This window comes from Pseudomonas viridiflava (assembly GCF_003702045.1).
GTDB lineage: Bacteria > Pseudomonadota > Gammaproteobacteria > Pseudomonadales > Pseudomonadaceae > Aquipseudomonas > Aquipseudomonas viridiflava_C.
Map to the genome: position 1 here is coordinate 217,821 of NZ_RBTP01000076.1, position 18,525 is coordinate 236,345.

Consider the following 18,525-nt stretch of genomic DNA (forward strand, 5'->3'; position numbering starts at 1 on the left):
CAAAAAGCATTACCACGACCAGCGTGAGCGCAGGCGGTCAACCCAGCTGAAAGCTGGCATAGGCCGCAGCGGCGGGCGCATGTGTTCGACAATGGCGTTGCCCAAGGCATGGAATGTGTAGCGTTCTTCGACCAGCGCCCGACCGTTACGGGAGATCTCGTCGGCCAGCGCGGGGTTTGCGCGCAGTTGCGCAAGCTTCTCGCGAAGCTGGGGGATGTCTCGGTACAGCACCAGGTTGTGCATGTCCACGAAGCCCAGGGCACGATTCTCTTCAGCGCCCTGGTCGTAGGCCAGCAGCACGCAACCGCAGGCCATCGCCTCGAAGTTCTTGATCATGTATTCGCCCATGCCGACGTCGGCACTGACGAAAAAGCGAATGCGGTTCAGCGTGTCACAGTATTCCTCGCCGGACTTGGTGCGCGTGACCAGCAGGTTTTCCTGCTGGCCCAGCTCGTCGAGCAACGCCTTGCGGCCGCTGTAGGCCACGCTGTTGGTGCTGCCGACGAAGGCCAGTTCGATGTCTCGCTCACGGTTCTGCCCCTGCAACAGGGTCTGATCGTACCCCTTGGGCACGAACACCGCGTCGAACCCTTCTTCACGCAGCCGTTCGCTGACCATGAATCCTGAGCACAGCACCCGCACCCACGGCAGTTTGCGGTAATGGGCGCTGAACTTGCCGGTGTACTTGCAGGCAATGTAGTTCTGGTAGGCGTCGTGTTCGAGGATGACCAGGTTGGGAATCGTGCGAATGAAAGCCACCTGACGCACCTCCTGCTTGAAGCGCAGAAAGAAAACGATCCGGTCGTAGCGGTTCACATCGACTTCGCGTCGAAAGTAGCTGCGCAGGTTGCGCTGATCATTGGAGTCCAGCCAGCGCAGGTCGCACTCGCAGCTCGCCGCGATGCCGTCATAAAGACGATCCAGAATCGCGCGCTGCTCTTTCTGAACCAGAAGTAGGACTTTCATTGTTTTCCTTGCAGTACTGCGCCTGCTGAATCAGAAATCACGGCTGCGCCAGAACAACTCGTGTCGACGTACAGCCTTTCGGAAAAATTCGTTCTCGCCTTCAACTGGCCATCGCCGCCCCGCCAACACCTGCTGCAGCCAGCGACGCACGCGCCGCTTGAGCGGCATCGGCGGTTGCAGGTCGTGCATCATGCCCAGCGCCATCGCTTTGTCTCGCTGTGTCGGCACCGACACCTCAAGGCTGTAGGGCTCAAGCTTCAATTCGGCATCGAAGACCGGTGGCAGGCTGATACCGGTGTAGGCATCGCCCATCGGCCAACGGTCGTTGTCATGCAAATGATTGGCGTAACCGAGGATGACTTGGGGCTGCCATTCCAGCCCCACCAGCGCTTCACGCACCGCAGCTTGGGCGCAGATGTGATCGGGGTGCGGATCGATGGCCGGGTGCGGCATGACCAGCACCTGCGGCCTGGCCTTGAGGATCAAGGCGCGCAGATCCGCCAGCAGATTGTTCCAGGTCGGCTGGCCATCATCGCCCGGCAGCGCCAGGGTATTGAACTGCCGGAACAACCGGGTATCCAGCAGGTCGGCCTCGCGAGAACCCACCGGTGTGTCTGGCGCGGCCTGCATGGCGGGCAGTTGCAGGCAGAAATAGCCCAACTGCACGCACTGCGATTCCGGCACGCCGCCCCAACGGGCGACGGCGATGCTGTCCCAGGCACGCAGCCGGCCTTTCATACGTGCCGCCTCAGCGGTGTCCAGACCCATTTGCCGATAGTGGTCGGCCTCGACCTCACCGGCAGTCAGGGTCACGATCCACGCATCACTGGCCTGGCTGTACAGCCCGAACGCGGCCAGTTCGGCGTCATCGGCATGCGGCGCGATCACCATCACACGTTGCTGGCGCGGATCCGGCTGACGAAACACCCACAACCGTGGCTGGCCGGTCAAAGCGCAGAAACGTCCACGCAGGCTCAACGCATTGGCAGCGAGCGGCTCACCCAGCCCCGTCAGGTTCAGGTAACGCATGCCACGCACGCCACGCTCGAATGCCTGGCGATCAACAAGCCCCGCACCTTGCAACTCGACGACCGGGTCCAGAAAACGTCCCAGCCAGCTGCTTTTGACATTCAGCGCCAGCACCAGCGTTTCGCCACCTGCCAGCGCCAATGGCTCAGCGAGCGTCAGTCGGCCACTCTCAAACGTTACCCCGGGCACTTCGTTTTCAGCAGCGAAGCGGTATTGATAGTCATCCGACGGCGAATAGAACAGATGATCAGCGAACCACGCTTCGTGGGCGATCCAGGCAACGACCGCCAGAACCGGCATCAACCACCACGCGACTGCCACGCCAAGGGCAATCAGCAGCAACAGCCCACCCAGCAGCGCCAGCCGCTTGTTACGGCGATGGCGCTTGAGCAACTCCTGCTTGCGGCTCAAATCCGGAACACCGGCACAGGGTTGCACCAACGATCCTTGTATTCCCGGTCGGCACGGCCGAACGAGAAGCGCAGCGACTTGCCCAGCGCCCTTGCATCTTCCCAGGCGCTTTGCGTGTTGACGAAGCTCAGTACGCTGCCGGGGCTGAAATCACGGGTTTCAGGGTCGACACCGCCATTGACGTATTCGATGCTGACCCACTCGGGCGCTTCGACGCGGTACACCAGTTGAATCGCGATGGGCGCATCGTTGAGAAACACCACCGAACCGATCAGCAGGTCGCGCAACAGCTCAATCACCTCGGCCTTGTGCGCAGCACCGGTTGCCTCAAAGCCCCAACGGCGCTGGAACAGTTCGCAATACATGCGCGCCAGTTCAGCGCTGCCGAACTCGCTGACCGGCCGGACCGTGCCACCCGCCTCTTCCAGAAGACGCAGTTCTCGGCGCTGGTTGTAGCGGAACTTCTTGGACAGCTCTTCCGGTGTGCGCGCCATCGCCAGTGATTCTGCTTGTGGCTTGAAGGTGCTGATACGGCCTTCGTTCAGTGACGAGAGATAACGTCCTTTATGACGCACGGGCACCTGAACACCTTGGCCTATCGGCAGAATCAGCTCGGCATTGCCCAGATCGAACAGGCCTTTTTTGCCGTTGCGCTTGAGTTCGTCCTTGGACAGCGCCAGCGAGCGCCCCCAAGTGGCGATGGCCGCCTTGATCTCGCCGTCCTGCTCCCAGCCCAAATAGCGCACGGCAATGGCAGCGAAAACGGACAGCCGTTCGACAACCTGAGGATGAGTGGCCACGCTACCGCCAAACCGGTGCCACGCCTGCGCATAGGCAGCGGCATCGATTTCGGTCCAGCCACGTTCACGCCAGCCTTTGAATCGGTTGAGCATCAGGACTCCGCAACCAGGCGGGTGACTTGCGGCAAGCGCCAGAAGACGTTACGTACCGCATGATCGGAAAAGCGCTCGCGCAGACGCAGGAGCATTCGTTCGGCGCAGTCCTGGCGCTGGTCGGCATCCAGCCCGGCCAGGTGGATCAGGCCTTGGGCCAGACGCTGCTCGTCCCCCAGCGGAAACATCAGGCCGACGTCTTCAACCACTTCGCGTGCGCCGCCACAGGAGGTCGCGACCACAGGAACACCCGCCACCATCGCCTCCAGCAACACCATGCCGAACGGTTCGTGATCCGAGCTCAGGGCAAATACGTCGAACGCCTTGAAGTAACGGCGTGCATCGGCGACCTGCCCCATGAACAGCACGTTGGCACCAATGCCCAGTTCACGGGCAAGCGCCTTGAGCGAGTCTTCGAGCCGGCCCTTGCCCAGAATCACCAACTGACTGTGCTCAGGCAAGCTCGGCAACGCCAGGGCAAAGCCGCGCAATAGGGTCGCCTGATCCTTGTCCGGGTGCAGACGCCCCACATTGCCAACGATCCACGCAGAAGGAGACAACCCCAACTCGACGCGGGCGTCTTCGGCGGAAAACTGGCTGCCCTGCAATTGCTCGACATCGATGCGGTTATACAACGTCTCGATACGCTCGGCCGGCCAGGCGGTCAGGCTCTTGCGCATGTCATCACGCACCGAGTCCGATACCCCCAGCAGGCTGAGGCGCTTACGAAACAGGTTGGCGAACAGCTTGCGGCTGCGGCGCTGATAATCGCCAAACGCATGATGCACGCCGATCACCGGCAAACGTGTCGCCAACAGCGCGATATACACAGGCTTGAATCGATGGGCGATGCAGAAGCTGAAATGGCGCGAGGCGACGATGCTGCGCAGTTCGCGGATGGCACCCAGCTTCAAGCCACGAATGGCCTTGGAACTGTACTCCATGAACAACACTTCATCGGACCCGCAATCGGCGACCACTCCAGGGTCGGCCGCACCGGTCAGAAACACAGTGGTGACCCGATAGCCCTTGCCTGCGAACAGGCTCGCGTATTGACGGGCGCAGTCCAGAAACGGCCCGTCATAGCCGTGGCAGAACTGCAGCACGTGACGTTCAGCCGAGCGTGTCATAAGTCTCGACGCCCTCTTTGACCACCAGAATGTCTTCCATGATCAAATACTCGAGGTCGGAGCCAAAGAACATATTCAGCGCGTCGGTCGGCGAGCAGATCATCGGCTCGCCACGGCGGTTGAGCGAGGTATTCAGCGATACGCCGTTGCCAGTCAGGTTTTCCAGCGCCTTCATCATGTCGTAGTAGCGCGGGTTGTATTCGCGCTTGAGCACCTGGGCACGCGAAGTGCCGTCTTCATGGACGACTTCCGGCACGCGGGTTTTCCACTCTTCAGCGACTTCGAACGTGAAGGTCATAAACGGCGCCGGGTGATCGATCTTGATCATCTGCGGCGCGACAGTGTCGAGCATCGACGGGCAGAAAGGCCTCCAGCGCTCGCGGAACTTGATCTGATGGTTGATACGGTCAGCCACGCCGGTCACGCTCGGGCAGCCGATGATCGAACGACCACCCAACGCACGCGGACCGAACTCCATGCGGCCCTGGAACCAGGCCACCGGGTTGCCCTTGACCATGATTTCGGCGATCCGCTCAGGCGTGTTTTCGATCTGACGCCACACCGGTTTGCTCGGGTGACGGGCGCACGCAGCGATCACATCTTCGTTGCTGTAAGCAGGGCCGAGGTAGACGTGCTCCATCTTCTCGACCGGCACGCCGCGAGCATGGGACACATAAGCCGCTGCGCCAACCGCCGTACCGGCATCACCGGACGCAGGCTGGACGAACAGCTCCTTGACCTCGGGGCGGGCGATGATGCGCTGGTTCAGCTTGACGTTCAGCGCACAGCCACCGGCGAAGGCAATCTTGCCGGTTTCCTTGAGGATGTCGCCCAGGTAGTGGTCCATCATCTGCAGCGCGAGTTTTTCGAACAGCGCCTGCATGCTGGCCGCGTAGTGGATGTACGGCTCGTCCGCCACATCGCCGACGCGCTTGGGACCGAGCCATTCGATCAGTTTCGGCGAGAAGTAGAAGCCCTTGCCGTTCTCTTTGTAACGGCGCAGGCCGATCACGTTGGCCAGCTCGGTGTTGATGATCAGCTCACCGTTCTCGAACGTGGCCAGGCGCGAGAAGTCGTATTTGCTGGCGTCGCCGTACGGTGCCATGCCCATGACCTTGAACTCGCCGTCCAGCATTTCGAAACCCAGGAATTCGGTGATCGCGCCGTACAGGCCGCCCAACGAATCCGGATCGAAGAATTCCTTGATCTTGTGGATCTTGCCGTTTTCACCATAGCCAAAGAAGGTCGTGGCGTACTCGCCCTTGCCGTCGATACCCATGATCGCGGTTTTCTCGGTGAAACCGGAGCAATGGTAAGCGCTGGAAGCGTGGGCCAAGTGGTGCTCGACCGGCTCGATCTTGATCTTTTTCGGATCGAAGCCCAACTGCTCAAGGCACCAGACAATCTTGTTGCGATAGCGCTTGTAACGACGATTGCCCATCAACAGCGCGTCAAGCGCACGGTCCGGCGCGTACCAGTAACGCTTGGCGTAGTGCCAGCGTGCCTTGCCGAACAGGCTGATAGGAGCAAACGGAATCGCGACCACGTCGACGTCGGACGGCTTGATGCCCGCCTGTTCCAGACAGAACTTCGCCGACTCGTAGGGCATGCGGTTCTTTGCGTGCTTGTCGCGAACGAAGCGCTCTTCTTCGGCCGCTGCGATCAGCTTGCCGTCGATGTAGAGCGCCGCGGAAGGATCATGGCTAAGGGCGCCGGACAGGCCAAGGATCGTCAATGCCACTAGGGTCTAGCCTCTTTAGTCTGCATACAGGCGCAGCGCGCCCGAGAAAAGGTGTGCCCCCGCACAGTGGGCTGGGGACAGCTAAAGGGCGGGATTATAGCGTAATGACTGGGGATTTGGCTCGGGGGGCTGAAATGTCACCCAGAGGTGCCCGCAAGACGTGTAGGAAATCTCCTTCATCGTGCCTGCAATATATATCTATGACCCACCGCCCAGCGTTTCCGATGAACTAGGGCCCATGACCGTGGGCCGCGACGGCCTTCGCCCCATCCTCAGCGCTGAAGCGCTAAACGGAACGCACACACATCATGCAAACACACACCCCTGTGGCGTTGACGCCAACAGAGACCTGGCCCTCAGCCTCCGCCGCCCTGCAACGACTCGCCAGACAGACCGCCGCCCTGGCAGCAGAACTGGACAAGCTGCCTGCCGCTCATGAGGCGTTGCTGGCCACGCTGACTGAGTCGCAGGCTGCCGAACGCGAACTGGAAACCTTCACCCTGCTGCAACGGATCGATGACTACTGGATAGAGCCCCGTGAAGGCGGAGGAAGCCGACATGATGCGCTCGCAATGGCTTTGCAACAGATGCTGCACGACGAAGTGCAGCTCAAGATCCACGAGCACGACCTGGACCGCGACTACGCTGCCTGCCTGCCCGACGCGAACGATCCGTCGATTACGTGCATGTCCGTTCACGTGCAGTTCAACGACGAGCAACCGGTAGAAATCGCCGGCGCATTGGCCCTGTCGATTCATCAGGCGCGCACACTGCTGATGCTGCCGGGTTTGGGTATAACGGGTTTTGCCACCCAAACAGAACTGCGAGCAACCCTGGCACATTGGCTCAACACACCTGCCACTCAACACACGGTACTCGCCTGCCTGCCGTTGCAGCAGCAGGATCTGGTGGCGCACCTGAACGCAGACCCCGACCTTTACCTTGAGCCGTTCGGGACCGATCACGTGCTGCTGCAGTCGATTACCGGGTCGCCCTTTACCCATGCGCTCGACAGCTTGCTAAATAAACAGCGCACCGATATTCGTTACGCTTGCGGGCAAACCGGCAACGCTGATCGCCAGACACAGAGGAGCCGAATTCAGGAATCGATCACCCTATCCGGCCTGATCGGCCCTGCGACCACGCTTCAACTGCGAGAGCTGGGCCTGAGCGCCCAGCGCTATCGGCGCCGCTTGCCTGACTGGCTCAAGATGGCCAGCCAAGACGATCTGGACATCTACGCCAGGCACCTGCGCCAGTGCGACGACGCCCAAAGTGCGGCGTTGAGCGTGCTGGGCGCCGCGTCGTCGCCTGAGCAATTCGCCACGCTGCACATGCGCACGCGACTGGCAGATGACCTGGGCTACGACCTGGATCCGCGAGCCTTGATGATCGAAACCTGCCGCCGATTGCCGTCGTCCAGCGACACCTACAGCGTGAAGCACTCGCTGACGGACCTGGCGCTCTACGGCTTGCACCCGAACGACACGGCTCCCGGCTCGGACTTCCTCGACCAGACCGTCATCCGGCTCGATGACGCCCCCCTGGACGCCGCTTATGCAGCCTTGACCCCGGCCTATCTGGCCCGGCTGATCAACGAACTCGACCTGCGTGCGGTCTTTGGCGCGTTTCAACGCAACGCCCTTGAGCAGGAGCACAGCAAACAGCTATTGCGTGTCCTTGCTCAAACCCGTATCGCGGCGCTGGCCTGGACGGCAAGTATGCAAGGTCATATCCGGCCCGAAGACTGCGCTGTCATCCAAGCGACCGCATGTGCGACAACAGGCGTTTGCGATGACGCTGCTGCACGCCTGCAATTGATCAGGCTCAACGAGCGCCACCTGATGGCCAGGCTGTTGGTGTACCGCAAGGAAGATGGCGAAGGCGAAATGGAGCGTCTGATTCTGGTGGCGCTGGACGCCCCCGTGCCGCAGTGCGTCATGGCCTTCAACAACGAGACTCAGCTGCTTCACGAACTGGTGCGATGGACAGGCAATCCCGCTTTGTGTGCCTACGTGCTCGACCAGATCGAGGTCGGTGAGCGCCCGGAACTGGAGCAGCAATTATTGGCCCTCAAGCTCAAGCCTTATCCATCGGCCGGCTTCCTTCAACTGATCGATCAGCCTGACAACGACGCTGCCTTGCACGGCGTTATCGAAGAACAACTCAAGGTGACCTTTTCCGAACAGGCTCGCCACACACCGGACTGGTATCTGCGCGCCAGCCGGACGCAGCGTCAGGAACTGCTCGAGCTGGAAGAAGCTATCAGTGGTGCGCTCGGCAACCATCAGGCCATCCATCCGACCGGGATTCAGTCGTTCAAGGTCTACGTGCATCAACGTGCCAGCGAACAGTTCTGCACACTGCTCAACGTGCCTGTCGGTACGGTAGATCCCGACATGATCGTGATCACCAGCGAGCGTGAAACCCTGACGTACACCGACATGCTGCTCAACGGTTATGACGACAGCATTAACCCGATCCTCACCAGCGCCGACACCCAGGCGACCTTCGTCGGCCCGCCGAACGTGGACCTGAGCGCGCTTTCCCCCAAGACCGTTGCAGGTTCGGTGCGTGGCAAATGGCTGGCGGACGATTACATTGCGCTGATCAGGCGCACTTTGCTCGACCCGCAAAGCGACGGTTACGACGACCGTCGCCAGGCCAGCGTTTACATCACCCAACTGCACATGAAAGCGGCGGCCTTGCGCAGCGCACTCAAAGGCGACATCAATGCGCAGCACTACGCCTGGCTGAAACCGGCCCTGGACAGGCTTCACCTGAACGACTCGACCGCGCAAGCGGACTGCGCGCTTTATCCGTTACACCTGCATGTCGACAAGCCGTTTATCGCATCAGGCCTGGACGGCGTCGATGACCTGATCATTCCGGCCTCGCAGCTGACCCTTACCGAAACCGTGCTGGGCTGCTCAGTGCTGTTGCCAACCCGGATCCGCCTCTCGGCGCTGCTTTACACACCGCAGGCACCCGACGGCATCGAGTTTCGACTGTTCAGTGACTTCGTTCGCTCGCTCGACGCTGACGGCATGATCGATTATTACAAGGACCGATGCCGGATCAAGGCCGGCCGTACCCTGTCGTTCTTCCTGCGTGACATGCAACGCGGCAACGCCAACAAGCCACCGGTCATCCCGGCAACAGCCATTTCCGACTTCGCCGACGTCTGTTTCAACCGTCCGCTCGAACGCAGGCTGCAAAATGTCGAAGAGACGACCCGGGGCCGCAATGACATGCTGAACAGCCTGATCTGGACCAGCGTCGAGATCATCGTTACGGCGCTGACCCTGCCGTTCCCTCCTGCCAGCTTTGCCGTGGGCAGCCTGATTTCGCTTCTGGACAGCGCACGAGCCCTGGAGGCGCTGACCGACGGCGACAGTCAGCGTGCCGGCGTCTACATCGTATCTGCCCTGTTCAATGGCATTGGGGCTGGCAGCGATTTACTGGTCGGGCTGAAGGGCTTCGGCGCGGCCTTTCATCGCCTCGACACGCAAACACAAGCGACACCGGTGTTGCGTGCCCTGCAGCGACAATCTTCGCTGCCGCGTTACTCGGACCTGTTTCCAGCAGAACTGCAAGAGCGGATGTTTCTGCTCGGCAAACCCGATGCAAACGGCTACGCCCCGGTCTTTCATGACCTCAGCGCCTCATCGACACACGCGCAGGCGACCGGCCAGTTCGCCATCGCGAACGCTGACGGCGCATGGCAGCCGCTGGCACCGTCGCGCGCCCCTGCCGCGATCAAGCGCTCGTTACATGATGTGCCACGCATCACCGAGGGTCATGCGCAAGGCGTCTGCCTGGTCGATGGCCATTACTGCATCGAAATGGCTGGCAGTACGTTTCACGTCCAGTACGACGCACAGCTGCGCTGCTGGCAGATCATCGATCCCGACAACCCGTTCGCGTTCTTCGGCAAACGACCGGTACGGCTCGACGAACAGGGCCAGTGGCAGGTTATCGACCCCCATCGCCTGCGCGGTGGCAGGCCGGGAAACCCCGATGACTACACTCCTGTGCCCCCGCAAGGCGCAACGACGGACGCATTGAGTGAATACGAGATGCCCGACGCGATGCGTCCACGCCTGGACGTGGTCCTGAGCAACGAACTTTTCGACCCTACCGGCATGGGCATGGAAGCGTATTTCGAAAGCTATTTCATAGAGCTGCGGCAGACGTTCACTGCCCGTCGAGAGAAGCTGTATCAGGACGCACACGACTTCTTCACCCGATTCACCCCACCACCCGCGCCGCAACTGCCGGGGCTGAGCACACCCATTACCGTCGATACACTGATCGAACACATCTTCAGGCACAGCAACGGTCTGGTGCTGAGCGAGGCGCCCAAATCGGTCGCCAGCAAGCGCTTGCTGTTGCTCAACATGCCGCTGCTGGTCGAGCAGCGCGTTGAAGTCATTTACATCGAACACCTGCTGACCGACAAACACATGCAAAAACTGGCGAGGTATCGTCAACTGGGTAAAAAGAGCCGATCGGGCTCCCACGAACTGAAGTATTACCTCAGCGGGGTCAACGGCGGCGCGCTGAACAATGCCAGCACTGACTATGATTATTACCACCTGATCAAGGCAGCCCACCGTCACGGTATCGAAGTACGTCCGTTCAGTTCGTCGATCAGCTATCCGTTTGACGTACACCCGGTCGCAAGCGCTGCCAACGACCCGACGGCGGCTCAGAAAATGAGCAACTTCTTCGGCCATACCCTGATTAGCAGTGACGCGGTGACGGATCCGACACGACGCTGGGTGGCGCTGCTTAATCAGCAACTGGCCACCACTCACCACCAGTTACCCGGAATGGCTGAACTGCAAGGCGTCGTCAGCATTCACGTCAGGGATATCCCCGCTGGCCGTCCGACTCGCGTGACCAAGGGGGCCAGCGGCGTGCCGGGCGACAAGGCTGTGACCCGCTGCGATTTCACCATCGCGCTGTCCGATCCGACACGAATCGTCGAGCAGGCCCCTCTACCTCCAAGCACCCCGATAGACACGTTGCTGCTCAGGGAACTGGGCCGGCCGCAGGGCCTGGACGATGGCGAACGATGGGCAGGTGCCTATGGCTTTGTGCGTGATGACGCAGGAACATGGCTGCGCATCGAGCCCGAGGACTGGACCGCCAACGGCCCGATGACCGCGATCCAGCAGTCTCTGCGCGATGGCACCTATGAAATGCCCCTGCCCACCCTGGAAACGGTACACAGGCTGGCCAACTTCGAAAGCAAAGGACTCGATCCCAACTACTTCTTCGAGGATGAGGCGCTGGAGAGCGTGCGAGAAATCTTCGCGCTGAAACGTCGAACGCTGCTGCAAGATGCCCGGAGCATTCGTGAAGCGCCGCTGCCCGACCGCCCTTCGCTGCCAGACATCGCGCCCCGTGTCGGTATGTCCGAACTGCTCGAAACCCTTTACCGACACACCAATGGCGTGGTGATCGGTGAGTCGCATTTCTCGGTCGCCAGCAAGAAGCTGATCATCGACAACCTGCCGCTGCTCTCCCGACAGAACGTCAAGACGCTCTATATGGAACACCTGCTGACCGACCTGCACCAAGCCGATCTGGACCGTTTCTTCGAAACAGGCCAGATGAGCAAGACCTTGCTGCACGACCTGAAAACCCTGGACCGAGGTCATCGAACCGACCCGGACAAGGTCTACACCTTCGAACAACTGGTGATCAAAGCGCGCGAACAAGGCGTGGAGGTTCGCGCCATTGACTGCTCCACCAGCTATCACCTCAAAGGCATGGACGAAGGCGGTGCCACTGCGCGGCAGGACATGATGAGCTATTTCGCGTCACGCACGATGCGCAAGCATCAGGATGTCATGGGATCACACCCCTGGATCGCGCTGGTGGGCAACAGCCATTCCAACACTTATCAGCACATCGTGCCGGGCATTGCCGAGCTGCAAGGCGGAATCGGTCTGCGGGTCGTCGATGCTGCACCCGGCCAGTCGACTGGCGTGACCGTGGACGCGGGCGGATGGGTCAATGTCGGCCTGTCCAACGACCAGGTCCACATCAAAGGTGATTATCGCGTCGACCTGGAAGTGGCACGCTCCCCCAATGCCGTGCGACCGCCGCGACCATTGCCGGTTGAACAACAACTCGCCAGACCGGGGATGTTTCTAGTGGAACAGGGAGAAGGCCATTTGCAAACCATCGTCCACCGCTCACGCGACATGGGTATTCACCGAACGCCCGTACTGATCAACGCCGAGGGCAAGCTGTACCTGGAGCGCTCGGGCTGGGCGGGCATACACCTCAGGCCCTTCGACGATATGGATGCACTGGTGACAGGTCTGGAAGAGCTGAACCTCACACGGGTGGCGTGACGCCGTACCCGGCACACAGCGTGCCGGGCATACAGGCTCAGTCGCCGGCAACCTTCGGCAGGCGCTGCTCCAGCAACTGGTGCAGCGCGCTTTGCGCTGGCCAGTTGCGCATGAAACGCGCCCGGTCGCGGGCAAATGCTGCCGCGAACGATGCCTGCGAACTGTGTTGCTGCATGGCGTCCAGATCGATCAACGCCCAGCGGTCTTCGTGCCAGAACACGTTGTGGCCTTTGAAGTCACCGTGACTGATGCGCTCGCGGATCAGTTGCTTGAACAGCCTGTCGAGGGCTTGCAGCTCGGCCTCGGGGGCATCGCCGGTTTCGACATAGGGCGCAAAGCGTTCGATGATGTCCGGCCCCGGCAGGAATTCGGTCACCAAATACGCCTTGCTGCGCAAGCCCAGCACGCGCTCTTCCCGAACAGCCAGAGGCTTGGGCGTGGCGATCCCCAGAAACGCCAGTCGGTTGGCTTCGCGCCATGAATGCCAGGCCCGACTGGGACGCCAGAAACGCTTGAGCCAGTGACTGAAATTTTTGATGTTGTAGCGCTTGATCACCAGCGCACGCCCCTTGGCCCCGACCCGTCCGACACTGGCTGCGCCGCCGGTCTTGTAGAGATGCCCCTGATCCAGCAAGGCGTCGGCCTGATCCAGGACAGGCAGCATCGCGGCCTCTTCTTCGCGACGAATCGCCTGAAACACCGAGGCGCTGTCCTTGACGCTGAACAGGCTGCAATCGCGCCCGGTCTTGTCGAGAAAGTCCTTTAGACGCCAATTGCGGATCTTGTCGATCTGCTTTTGCAGCGCTTCCATCGGCAAGCCATGCTCGGCGTTGCTCAACAGGTAATGCACCAGCAATTCTTCGGTGAACGGCTCGAACGCACGCGGCAGCTGGGCAAAGAATACGCCCAGATTTTCCAGCACTTTCTGCCGAGACAACGGCTGCCCGGCCTGCTCGGCACGAATGCCAGCGCCGTCGATCATGTACAGCTTGCCGTCATGGCGCAGCAGGTTGTCCAGATGCAGGTCTTCCTGCCACAGGCCTTTACCATGCAGCAGGGCAATGGAAGACAGTGCCTCACCGAGCACGCTTTGCTGCTCATCGGTCAAGGGCGACTCGTGCTGTACGGCATTCCAGGCATCGCCAAGGCTTGGCGCATGCTCAAGAAACTCGAACAACAGCCAGCCGCCCTCACCTTCCTGTAATCCGTCCGCCAGCAGCAGCGGCGTGGTCACGCCCTGCTCGGCCAACAAACGCACGCCGCTCAGTTCGCGCTGAAAATGCCGGGCGGCCTTGTTGCCGACCAGCAGTTTGGCAAGCACCGTGCGACCGCGCCAGACACCCGCGCCCACGTAGCGCTGACCGGGCAGCACGCGCAGCAAGGTCAGCAGTTGCAGTTCGGCGTTGCCAGCGGCATCGGCCAGGGTCAGGCTCATGGGCAGCTCGGGTTTGCGCCCGGCGTTCTTGAGGTCAGACAAACGCATCAGCGGGTCTCTTTGTGGTCACGGTGTTGAAGGTCACGCTTGTGTCGGCCTCGCTGTCCCAAGCGCACGTTCCAGGCGTCGACCTGTACGCTGTCGGGGCTGGCTTGCAGGTAGGCCGCCAGGAGCTCGCGCTGCTCGGCATCTGTCCACATCCGCGCACGCCTTAACAACGGCTCCAGATCCTTGACTCGATCACGCTTGCCAAAAATCACCGGCCGGGTTTTTTCCAGGTCGATCAGTTGCGCCTGATAGCCTTCTTGCCCGGCCTGCAGAAAAATATGCTTGGGATAGAAGCAACCGTGAATCTGTCCCGCCCCGTGCAGCGTGCGCGCCAGTTGGCCGCATGCATGAAGTATGGCCTTGCGCGGGCCTGGCGCCAGGTCCGTCCAGCTCTGCAATACCTCGTCCAGATCCGTCCAGCCATCCAGCGCCCGGGTCATCAGGATCGCTCGCCGCTCACCGTTAACGCGGCTTTCGCCGTAAAACGATGCCTGCAACGCCGGGATGCCCAGCTTCCGGTAACGGCTGATGTTACGGAATTCGCGGGAGAACGAAGGCTCGCCAAACGGGTGATGCAAGGTGTGGGTCAGGTAATTGCTCTGGCGCTTGAGGTAGAAACCCTGGCCGTCCAGATCCAGACGGAACACGCTGCTCCAGCCTCCACGCCCGGTGTTGGGCTCATCGACCGCATCCAGCTGAATGTTCCACAGCGACTCGAAGTCAGTAAGACCGTGGCGTTCCAGCAACGGCTGATCGGCACTGGCAATAAAAACGCTCATTCGCGCCCCTCGAAAAAGCTGACGACATGCCGGATGCGCTTCTTGTCGGAAGCGTTCAAACGCGCTCGCTGGCGATATTGCAGGTAGAAGCGCAGCCGCTGAGTGGCGGACAGGTGGTACTTGGCGACTTTGTCCAGGCACGCCAGATCCTTGGTGATCCGGTAACGCAGCATGAAGCTCCACCAGAAGGCACCGTTGGGGCAATCGATGAAGAACAGTCTGGCCTCATCGTCCACCAGCAGGTTGCGCCACTTCAAGTCGTTATGGGTGAAGTGGTGGTCATGCATGATCCGCGTGTAAGACGCCAATTGGCGGCTGATGCCATCGACCCACTGCCTGTCGGACAGCAGTGGATCCTTGCGCAGCGCCAAGGCTGACAAGTCTTCGGTGCTGGGCAGTTCGCGGGTGATCAACGCGCCACGGTCGTAGGCAGCGCCGTTGCGCTCAAGCCCCCACGCCACGACTTCAGCGGTGGGGATGCCCCACTTGGCGAAACGCTTGAGGTTCTGCCACTCGGATTTGACCCTGGGACGGCCCAGATAACGGCGCAGGCCCTTACCGGCACCCACGTAGCGCTTGACGTAATAATTGACCCCGGCGCGCTCGACCCGCACCACTTCGGAGAGCGGGTCTCGGGTCAGGCGCTCGCCCTGCAAGGCGAACACGGCATCCAGATTTCCGAAGTCTTCGGCCAGAAACGCGTACTCGGGCTCCAGGTTCCAGCCCGCCATCAGAGCGCATCCCCGTATCGCAATTTGCGCTGATAAAGCTTGTCGGCCTTCTTGTCGAGCCAGCCAAGCAGCTTCGCTTCCTTGATCAGTATTTCCCGCAACGGCTTCTGAAAGTAGCCCTTGAGAAAACGAAGCTTGTCGCGACGGGTCAGGCCGATGTCCAGCGCCGAGAAATACAGCGCCGCCAGGTCCTTGTTGCGCCAGCGAGGGGTGATTGCCCGGCGGGTCTGGGCGCGATGCAGGTCGATGACCGACAGTTTGAAGTCGTCAGCCGTGACCGGTTTGTCGGTGTGCAGCAGAAAATGGCAGATGTAGCAGTCGCGGTGATTGACCCCGGCGCGGTGCATCATCCCCACCAGTCGCGCAACCTCGGCGATGTAGGCCCGCTTGAGGCGCGGTTCGGGCGGCTCGTTGCGCCAGTTGATGCTGACGTCTTCAAGGCTGGTGGTCGGTGCCAGTTCCTCGGTAACGATGAACGAATGTTGCGCGGCGGGATTGTTGCCACGTTCGCCATACGCCACGGCAGTCATGGTCGGCACACCGACTTCATGCAACCGCTCGATGGCGTCCCACTCTTTGCCTGCGCCCAGTACCGGCAACTTGGCCGTGACCAGGTTCTTGGCAATTTCGCCCCAGCCGATCCCCCGGTGGATCTTCACGAAATAGCCGCGTCCGTCGACTTCGGTGCGCAGTGTCCGGCGGCCTTCGAGTTCGCGATACACCTCACCGCTCAAGGCCTCGACCTCGTCGAACGCATCGCGCCCGGCCCACAGGCTCTTGAACGGTTCAGCAAGGAACAGCTTCATCAATAGTGCTCCGCCAGAATCACATCAGCAGCGTGTTGCGGCATGCTGTACAGGTCCGCCGTGTCGGCGAACGCCAGGCCGTTTCGGCTCCAGTTTCTGCGCGCTGCATCGTCCTTGAGCATGTCTGCCAGATAACGATTGAGCTGCGCCTGCTCGAACGGCTCATCCAGTACCAGACCGCAGTCGGCTTCGGCGATGTAATGGGCATAGCCGCACACCGCGCTCACCAGAACGGGCAACCCCGCCACCAGCGCTTCAAGCAGCACGGTGCCGGTGTTTTCGTTGTAGGCCGGATGAATCAGAACATCAGCGCCCATGAGGAAACGTGGAATGTCACTGCGACCCTTCATGAAGGTCACCTGATCACCCAGCCCCAATGCAGCGCTCTGCAGTTGGAATACTTTGGGGTCGTCCTGACCGATTATAAACAGCCGCGTGCGCTTCTTCAGCTCGGCGGGCAATGCGGCCAACGCTTTGAGGCTGCGATCCACGCCCTTTGTCTTGAAACCTGAGCCGATCTGCACCAATAACAGGTCATCGTCGGCCAAACTGAACTCTTCACGAAAACCTGAACGAATCTGCGGCGCTTCAGGCGGCGCACGTCGATCCGGGGAAATACCGGGCGGCAGCAGGTGGAAACGCGGCAGCGGCGTGTCGTAATGTTTGATGAACAGCGGCTGCTGCACTTCGGAAATCATCAGGACCTGGGTCTTGGCGTCCCTGGCAAATACAGCCCGCTCGTAATCGGCGAAATGGCGATAGCGGCCCCATTTGCGATAAAGCGGGCTGCGCAGGTTTTGCGCCTTGTCTTCGAAACAGCCATCGGCGGCGTAGTAAACGTCCAGACCCGGCATCTTGTTGAAACCGATCAACCGATCAACCGGACGCGTGGCCAGGTCCGCTTCCATCCACGCGGTGAGCTTTTCATTGCGGCGATGATTGAAGAATGCCTTGACCGGTGCGACCAGCACCTCGAAGCCAGGCGGCACATCGCCTTCCCAGATCAGGGTGTAGACGCGGATCTGATGGCCACGTTTCTGGCATTCCAGCGCGATACGCATGAAGTCACGTTGCAGTCCGCCGAACGGAAAGTATTTGTACAGCACGAAAGCCAGTTGCATCAGCCAGGTTCCTTTGCCAGCAACAGCGCGCCCAATTGGCTCGCCACTCGCTCGGGATTCAAGCGAGTGAAGCACAGTGGCCACTCGCGTTTCAGGTCAAACCGGCGCTGATCGTCAGCGGTCGGCTGGTAGGTGCATTTCTTTTGCAGGCATGGCGCGCAGCTCGGGTAGTCGGCGGCCAGATGCACCTGCGATTTACCGTAGGCCCCGGTCAGCACCGGATTGGTGGGCCCGAACAGCGACACGGTCGGCACATCCAGCGCTGCGGCCAGATGACCAATACCGGTGTCCACTGCCACACAGGCTTGAGCCTGTGCCAATACCCGGGCCACGCCCGCCAGATTCAGCTTGGGCAACACGTGCGCCGTATCCAGGCCATCGGCAATGCGCTCGGCGCGGGCCTTCTCGGTCGGGTTGCCCCACGGCAGGCGCACGTGCAGGCCGCGAGCCGCCATTCGTTCAGCCAACTGTCGCCAGTACAGCTCGGGCCAGTGTTTGGTGTCCCAAGTGGTGCCATGTAGAAACAAAACGAATGGCGCTTGAGGCGCTTCACCCTGCGCTGTCAGTTTATTCAGCCCGTAATCCCCGATCCCGGCAGGCACGCTGTAGCCCAGTGCCTGGGCGAACAACTGCCGCAAACGCTCGACTGCATGCTGCCCACGCGCCACCGCAAACGCCTGATCGTAGAAACGACTGGCAATCGGCTCGCGGGCCGAATCACGGTCCAGCCCGGCTACCGGCGCATCGACATAGCGAGTCAGCCAGGCGCTTTTGAACAACCCTTGCGCGTCGATCACAAGGTCATAACGCTGCTCGCGCAAACGAGCCTTGAACCCGCGCCACTCGCCGTTTCTGACGGTCTGCCACAGGTTCTTGCGCCAACGGCGGATGGCCACCGGAATCACGGTGTCGACCGCCGGGTGCCAGGCCGGAATCTCGGCAAAACCCTCTTCCACTACCCAGTCGAAGCGAATGCCGGGCACCGCACGGGCCGCGTCGGTCAGTGCAGGCAAGGCGTGGATCACATCGCCGAGCGAAGAGGTCTTGATCAGCAGTACCCGCAA

Annotated in this window: 12 protein-coding genes; 1 reads left to right on the forward strand and 11 read right to left on the reverse strand. The window is 61.0% G+C overall.

Annotation, left to right across the window (positions count from 1 at the left end):
* Window positions 1-9: 9 nt before the first annotated feature.
* The 5 genes from ALP40_RS23925 to ALP40_RS23945 are packed head-to-tail and all read right to left on the reverse strand — an operon-like array spanning window position 10 to window position 6,170.
* Window positions 10-966 (reverse strand): glycosyltransferase, encoded by a 957-nt coding sequence (locus ALP40_RS23925; protein WP_122210607.1) that lies wholly within the window; start codon window positions 964-966, stop codon window positions 10-12.
* A gap of 30 nt (window positions 967-996) precedes the next feature.
* On the reverse strand, window positions 997-2,406 hold the full coding sequence (locus tag ALP40_RS23930) for a PIG-L deacetylase family protein (protein ID WP_122210608.1): 1,410 nt from the start codon (window positions 2,404-2,406) through the stop codon (window positions 997-999).
* Window positions 2,403-3,299 carry an antimicrobial resistance protein Mig-14 gene (locus tag ALP40_RS23935; RefSeq protein WP_122210609.1) on the reverse strand — a complete coding sequence of 299 codons (897 nt, stop codon included), beginning with the start codon at window positions 3,297-3,299 and terminating at the stop codon, window positions 2,403-2,405. Before ALP40_RS23935 ends, ALP40_RS23930 begins: the two co-directional genes overlap by 4 nt.
* Window positions 3,299-4,429, reverse strand: a complete 1,131-nt coding sequence (locus ALP40_RS23940; RefSeq protein ID WP_122210610.1) for a glycosyltransferase — start codon at window positions 4,427-4,429, stop codon at window positions 3,299-3,301. The genes ALP40_RS23935 and ALP40_RS23940 overlap by 1 nt, the downstream gene beginning before the upstream one ends.
* Window positions 4,413-6,170: a carbamoyltransferase gene (locus ALP40_RS23945; protein ID WP_083184104.1), complete on the reverse strand. Its 1,758-nt coding sequence runs from the start codon at window positions 6,168-6,170 to the stop codon at window positions 4,413-4,415. Before ALP40_RS23945 ends, ALP40_RS23940 begins: the two co-directional genes overlap by 17 nt.
* A gap of 308 nt (window positions 6,171-6,478) precedes the next feature.
* On the opposite strand from ALP40_RS23945, the gene ALP40_RS23950 reads away from it, so the two are divergent.
* On the forward strand, window positions 6,479-12,541 hold the full coding sequence (locus tag ALP40_RS23950; RefSeq protein ID WP_122210611.1) for a membrane-targeted effector domain-containing toxin: 6,063 nt from the start codon (window positions 6,479-6,481) through the stop codon (window positions 12,539-12,541).
* Between the two features lie 37 nt (window positions 12,542-12,578).
* On the opposite strand, the gene ALP40_RS23955 is transcribed toward ALP40_RS23950, so the two are convergent.
* From ALP40_RS23955 to waaC, 6 genes are read right to left on the reverse strand one after another with little or no spacing between them, the layout of a single operon-like run.
* On the reverse strand, window positions 12,579-14,024 hold the full coding sequence (locus ALP40_RS23955; RefSeq protein WP_122210612.1) for a lipopolysaccharide kinase InaA family protein: 1,446 nt from the start codon (window positions 14,022-14,024) through the stop codon (window positions 12,579-12,581).
* Entirely contained in the window at window positions 14,024-14,803 is a 780-nt protein-coding gene (locus ALP40_RS23960) for a lipopolysaccharide kinase InaA family protein (RefSeq protein ID WP_122210613.1), read from the reverse strand. Before ALP40_RS23960 ends, ALP40_RS23955 begins: the two co-directional genes overlap by 1 nt.
* A complete protein-coding gene (locus tag ALP40_RS23965) occupies window positions 14,800-15,534 on the reverse strand; it encodes a lipopolysaccharide kinase InaA family protein (RefSeq protein WP_122210614.1) in 735 nt (244 codons plus the stop codon). The genes ALP40_RS23960 and ALP40_RS23965 overlap by 4 nt, the downstream gene beginning before the upstream one ends.
* The gene (gene rfaP, locus ALP40_RS23970; protein ID WP_122210615.1) at window positions 15,534-16,340 is read right to left on the reverse strand and encodes a lipopolysaccharide core heptose(I) kinase RfaP; all 807 of its coding nucleotides are present in this window, start codon (window positions 16,338-16,340) and stop codon (window positions 15,534-15,536) included. Before rfaP ends, ALP40_RS23965 begins: the two co-directional genes overlap by 1 nt.
* Window positions 16,340-17,461 (reverse strand): glycosyltransferase family 4 protein, encoded by a 1,122-nt coding sequence (locus ALP40_RS23975; protein WP_122210616.1) that lies wholly within the window; start codon window positions 17,459-17,461, stop codon window positions 16,340-16,342. The genes rfaP and ALP40_RS23975 overlap by 1 nt, the downstream gene beginning before the upstream one ends.
* Window positions 17,461-18,525 carry a lipopolysaccharide heptosyltransferase I gene (gene waaC, locus ALP40_RS23980; RefSeq protein ID WP_122210617.1) on the reverse strand — a complete coding sequence of 355 codons (1,065 nt, stop codon included), beginning with the start codon at window positions 18,523-18,525 and terminating at the stop codon, window positions 17,461-17,463. Before waaC ends, ALP40_RS23975 begins: the two co-directional genes overlap by 1 nt.

Excerpts from the sequence above, each read along its gene's own strand:
- ALP40_RS23940 (WP_122210610.1), bottom strand. The coding sequence starts at position 4,429 with ATGACACGCTCGGCTGAACGTCACGTGCTGCAGTTCTGCCACGGCTAT.
- ALP40_RS23935 (WP_122210609.1), bottom strand. The coding sequence starts at position 3,299 with ATGCTCAACCGATTCAAAGGCTGGCGTGAACGTGGCTGGACCGAAATC.
- ALP40_RS23965 (WP_122210614.1), bottom strand. The coding sequence starts at position 15,534 with ATGGCGGGCTGGAACCTGGAGCCCGAGTACGCGTTTCTGGCCGAAGAC.
- ALP40_RS23960 (WP_122210613.1), bottom strand. The coding sequence starts at position 14,803 with ATGAGCGTTTTTATTGCCAGTGCCGATCAGCCGTTGCTGGAACGCCAC.
- ALP40_RS23950 (WP_122210611.1), top strand. The coding sequence starts at position 6,479 with ATGCAAACACACACCCCTGTGGCGTTGACGCCAACAGAGACCTGGCCC.
- ALP40_RS23955 (WP_122210612.1), bottom strand. The coding sequence starts at position 14,024 with ATGCGTTTGTCTGACCTCAAGAACGCCGGGCGCAAACCCGAGCTGCCC.
- ALP40_RS23925 (WP_122210607.1), bottom strand. The coding sequence starts at position 966 with ATGAAAGTCCTACTTCTGGTTCAGAAAGAGCAGCGCGCGATTCTGGAT.
- ALP40_RS23975 (WP_122210616.1), bottom strand. The coding sequence starts at position 17,461 with ATGCAACTGGCTTTCGTGCTGTACAAATACTTTCCGTTCGGCGGACTG.
- rfaP (WP_122210615.1), bottom strand. The coding sequence starts at position 16,340 with ATGAAGCTGTTCCTTGCTGAACCGTTCAAGAGCCTGTGGGCCGGGCGC.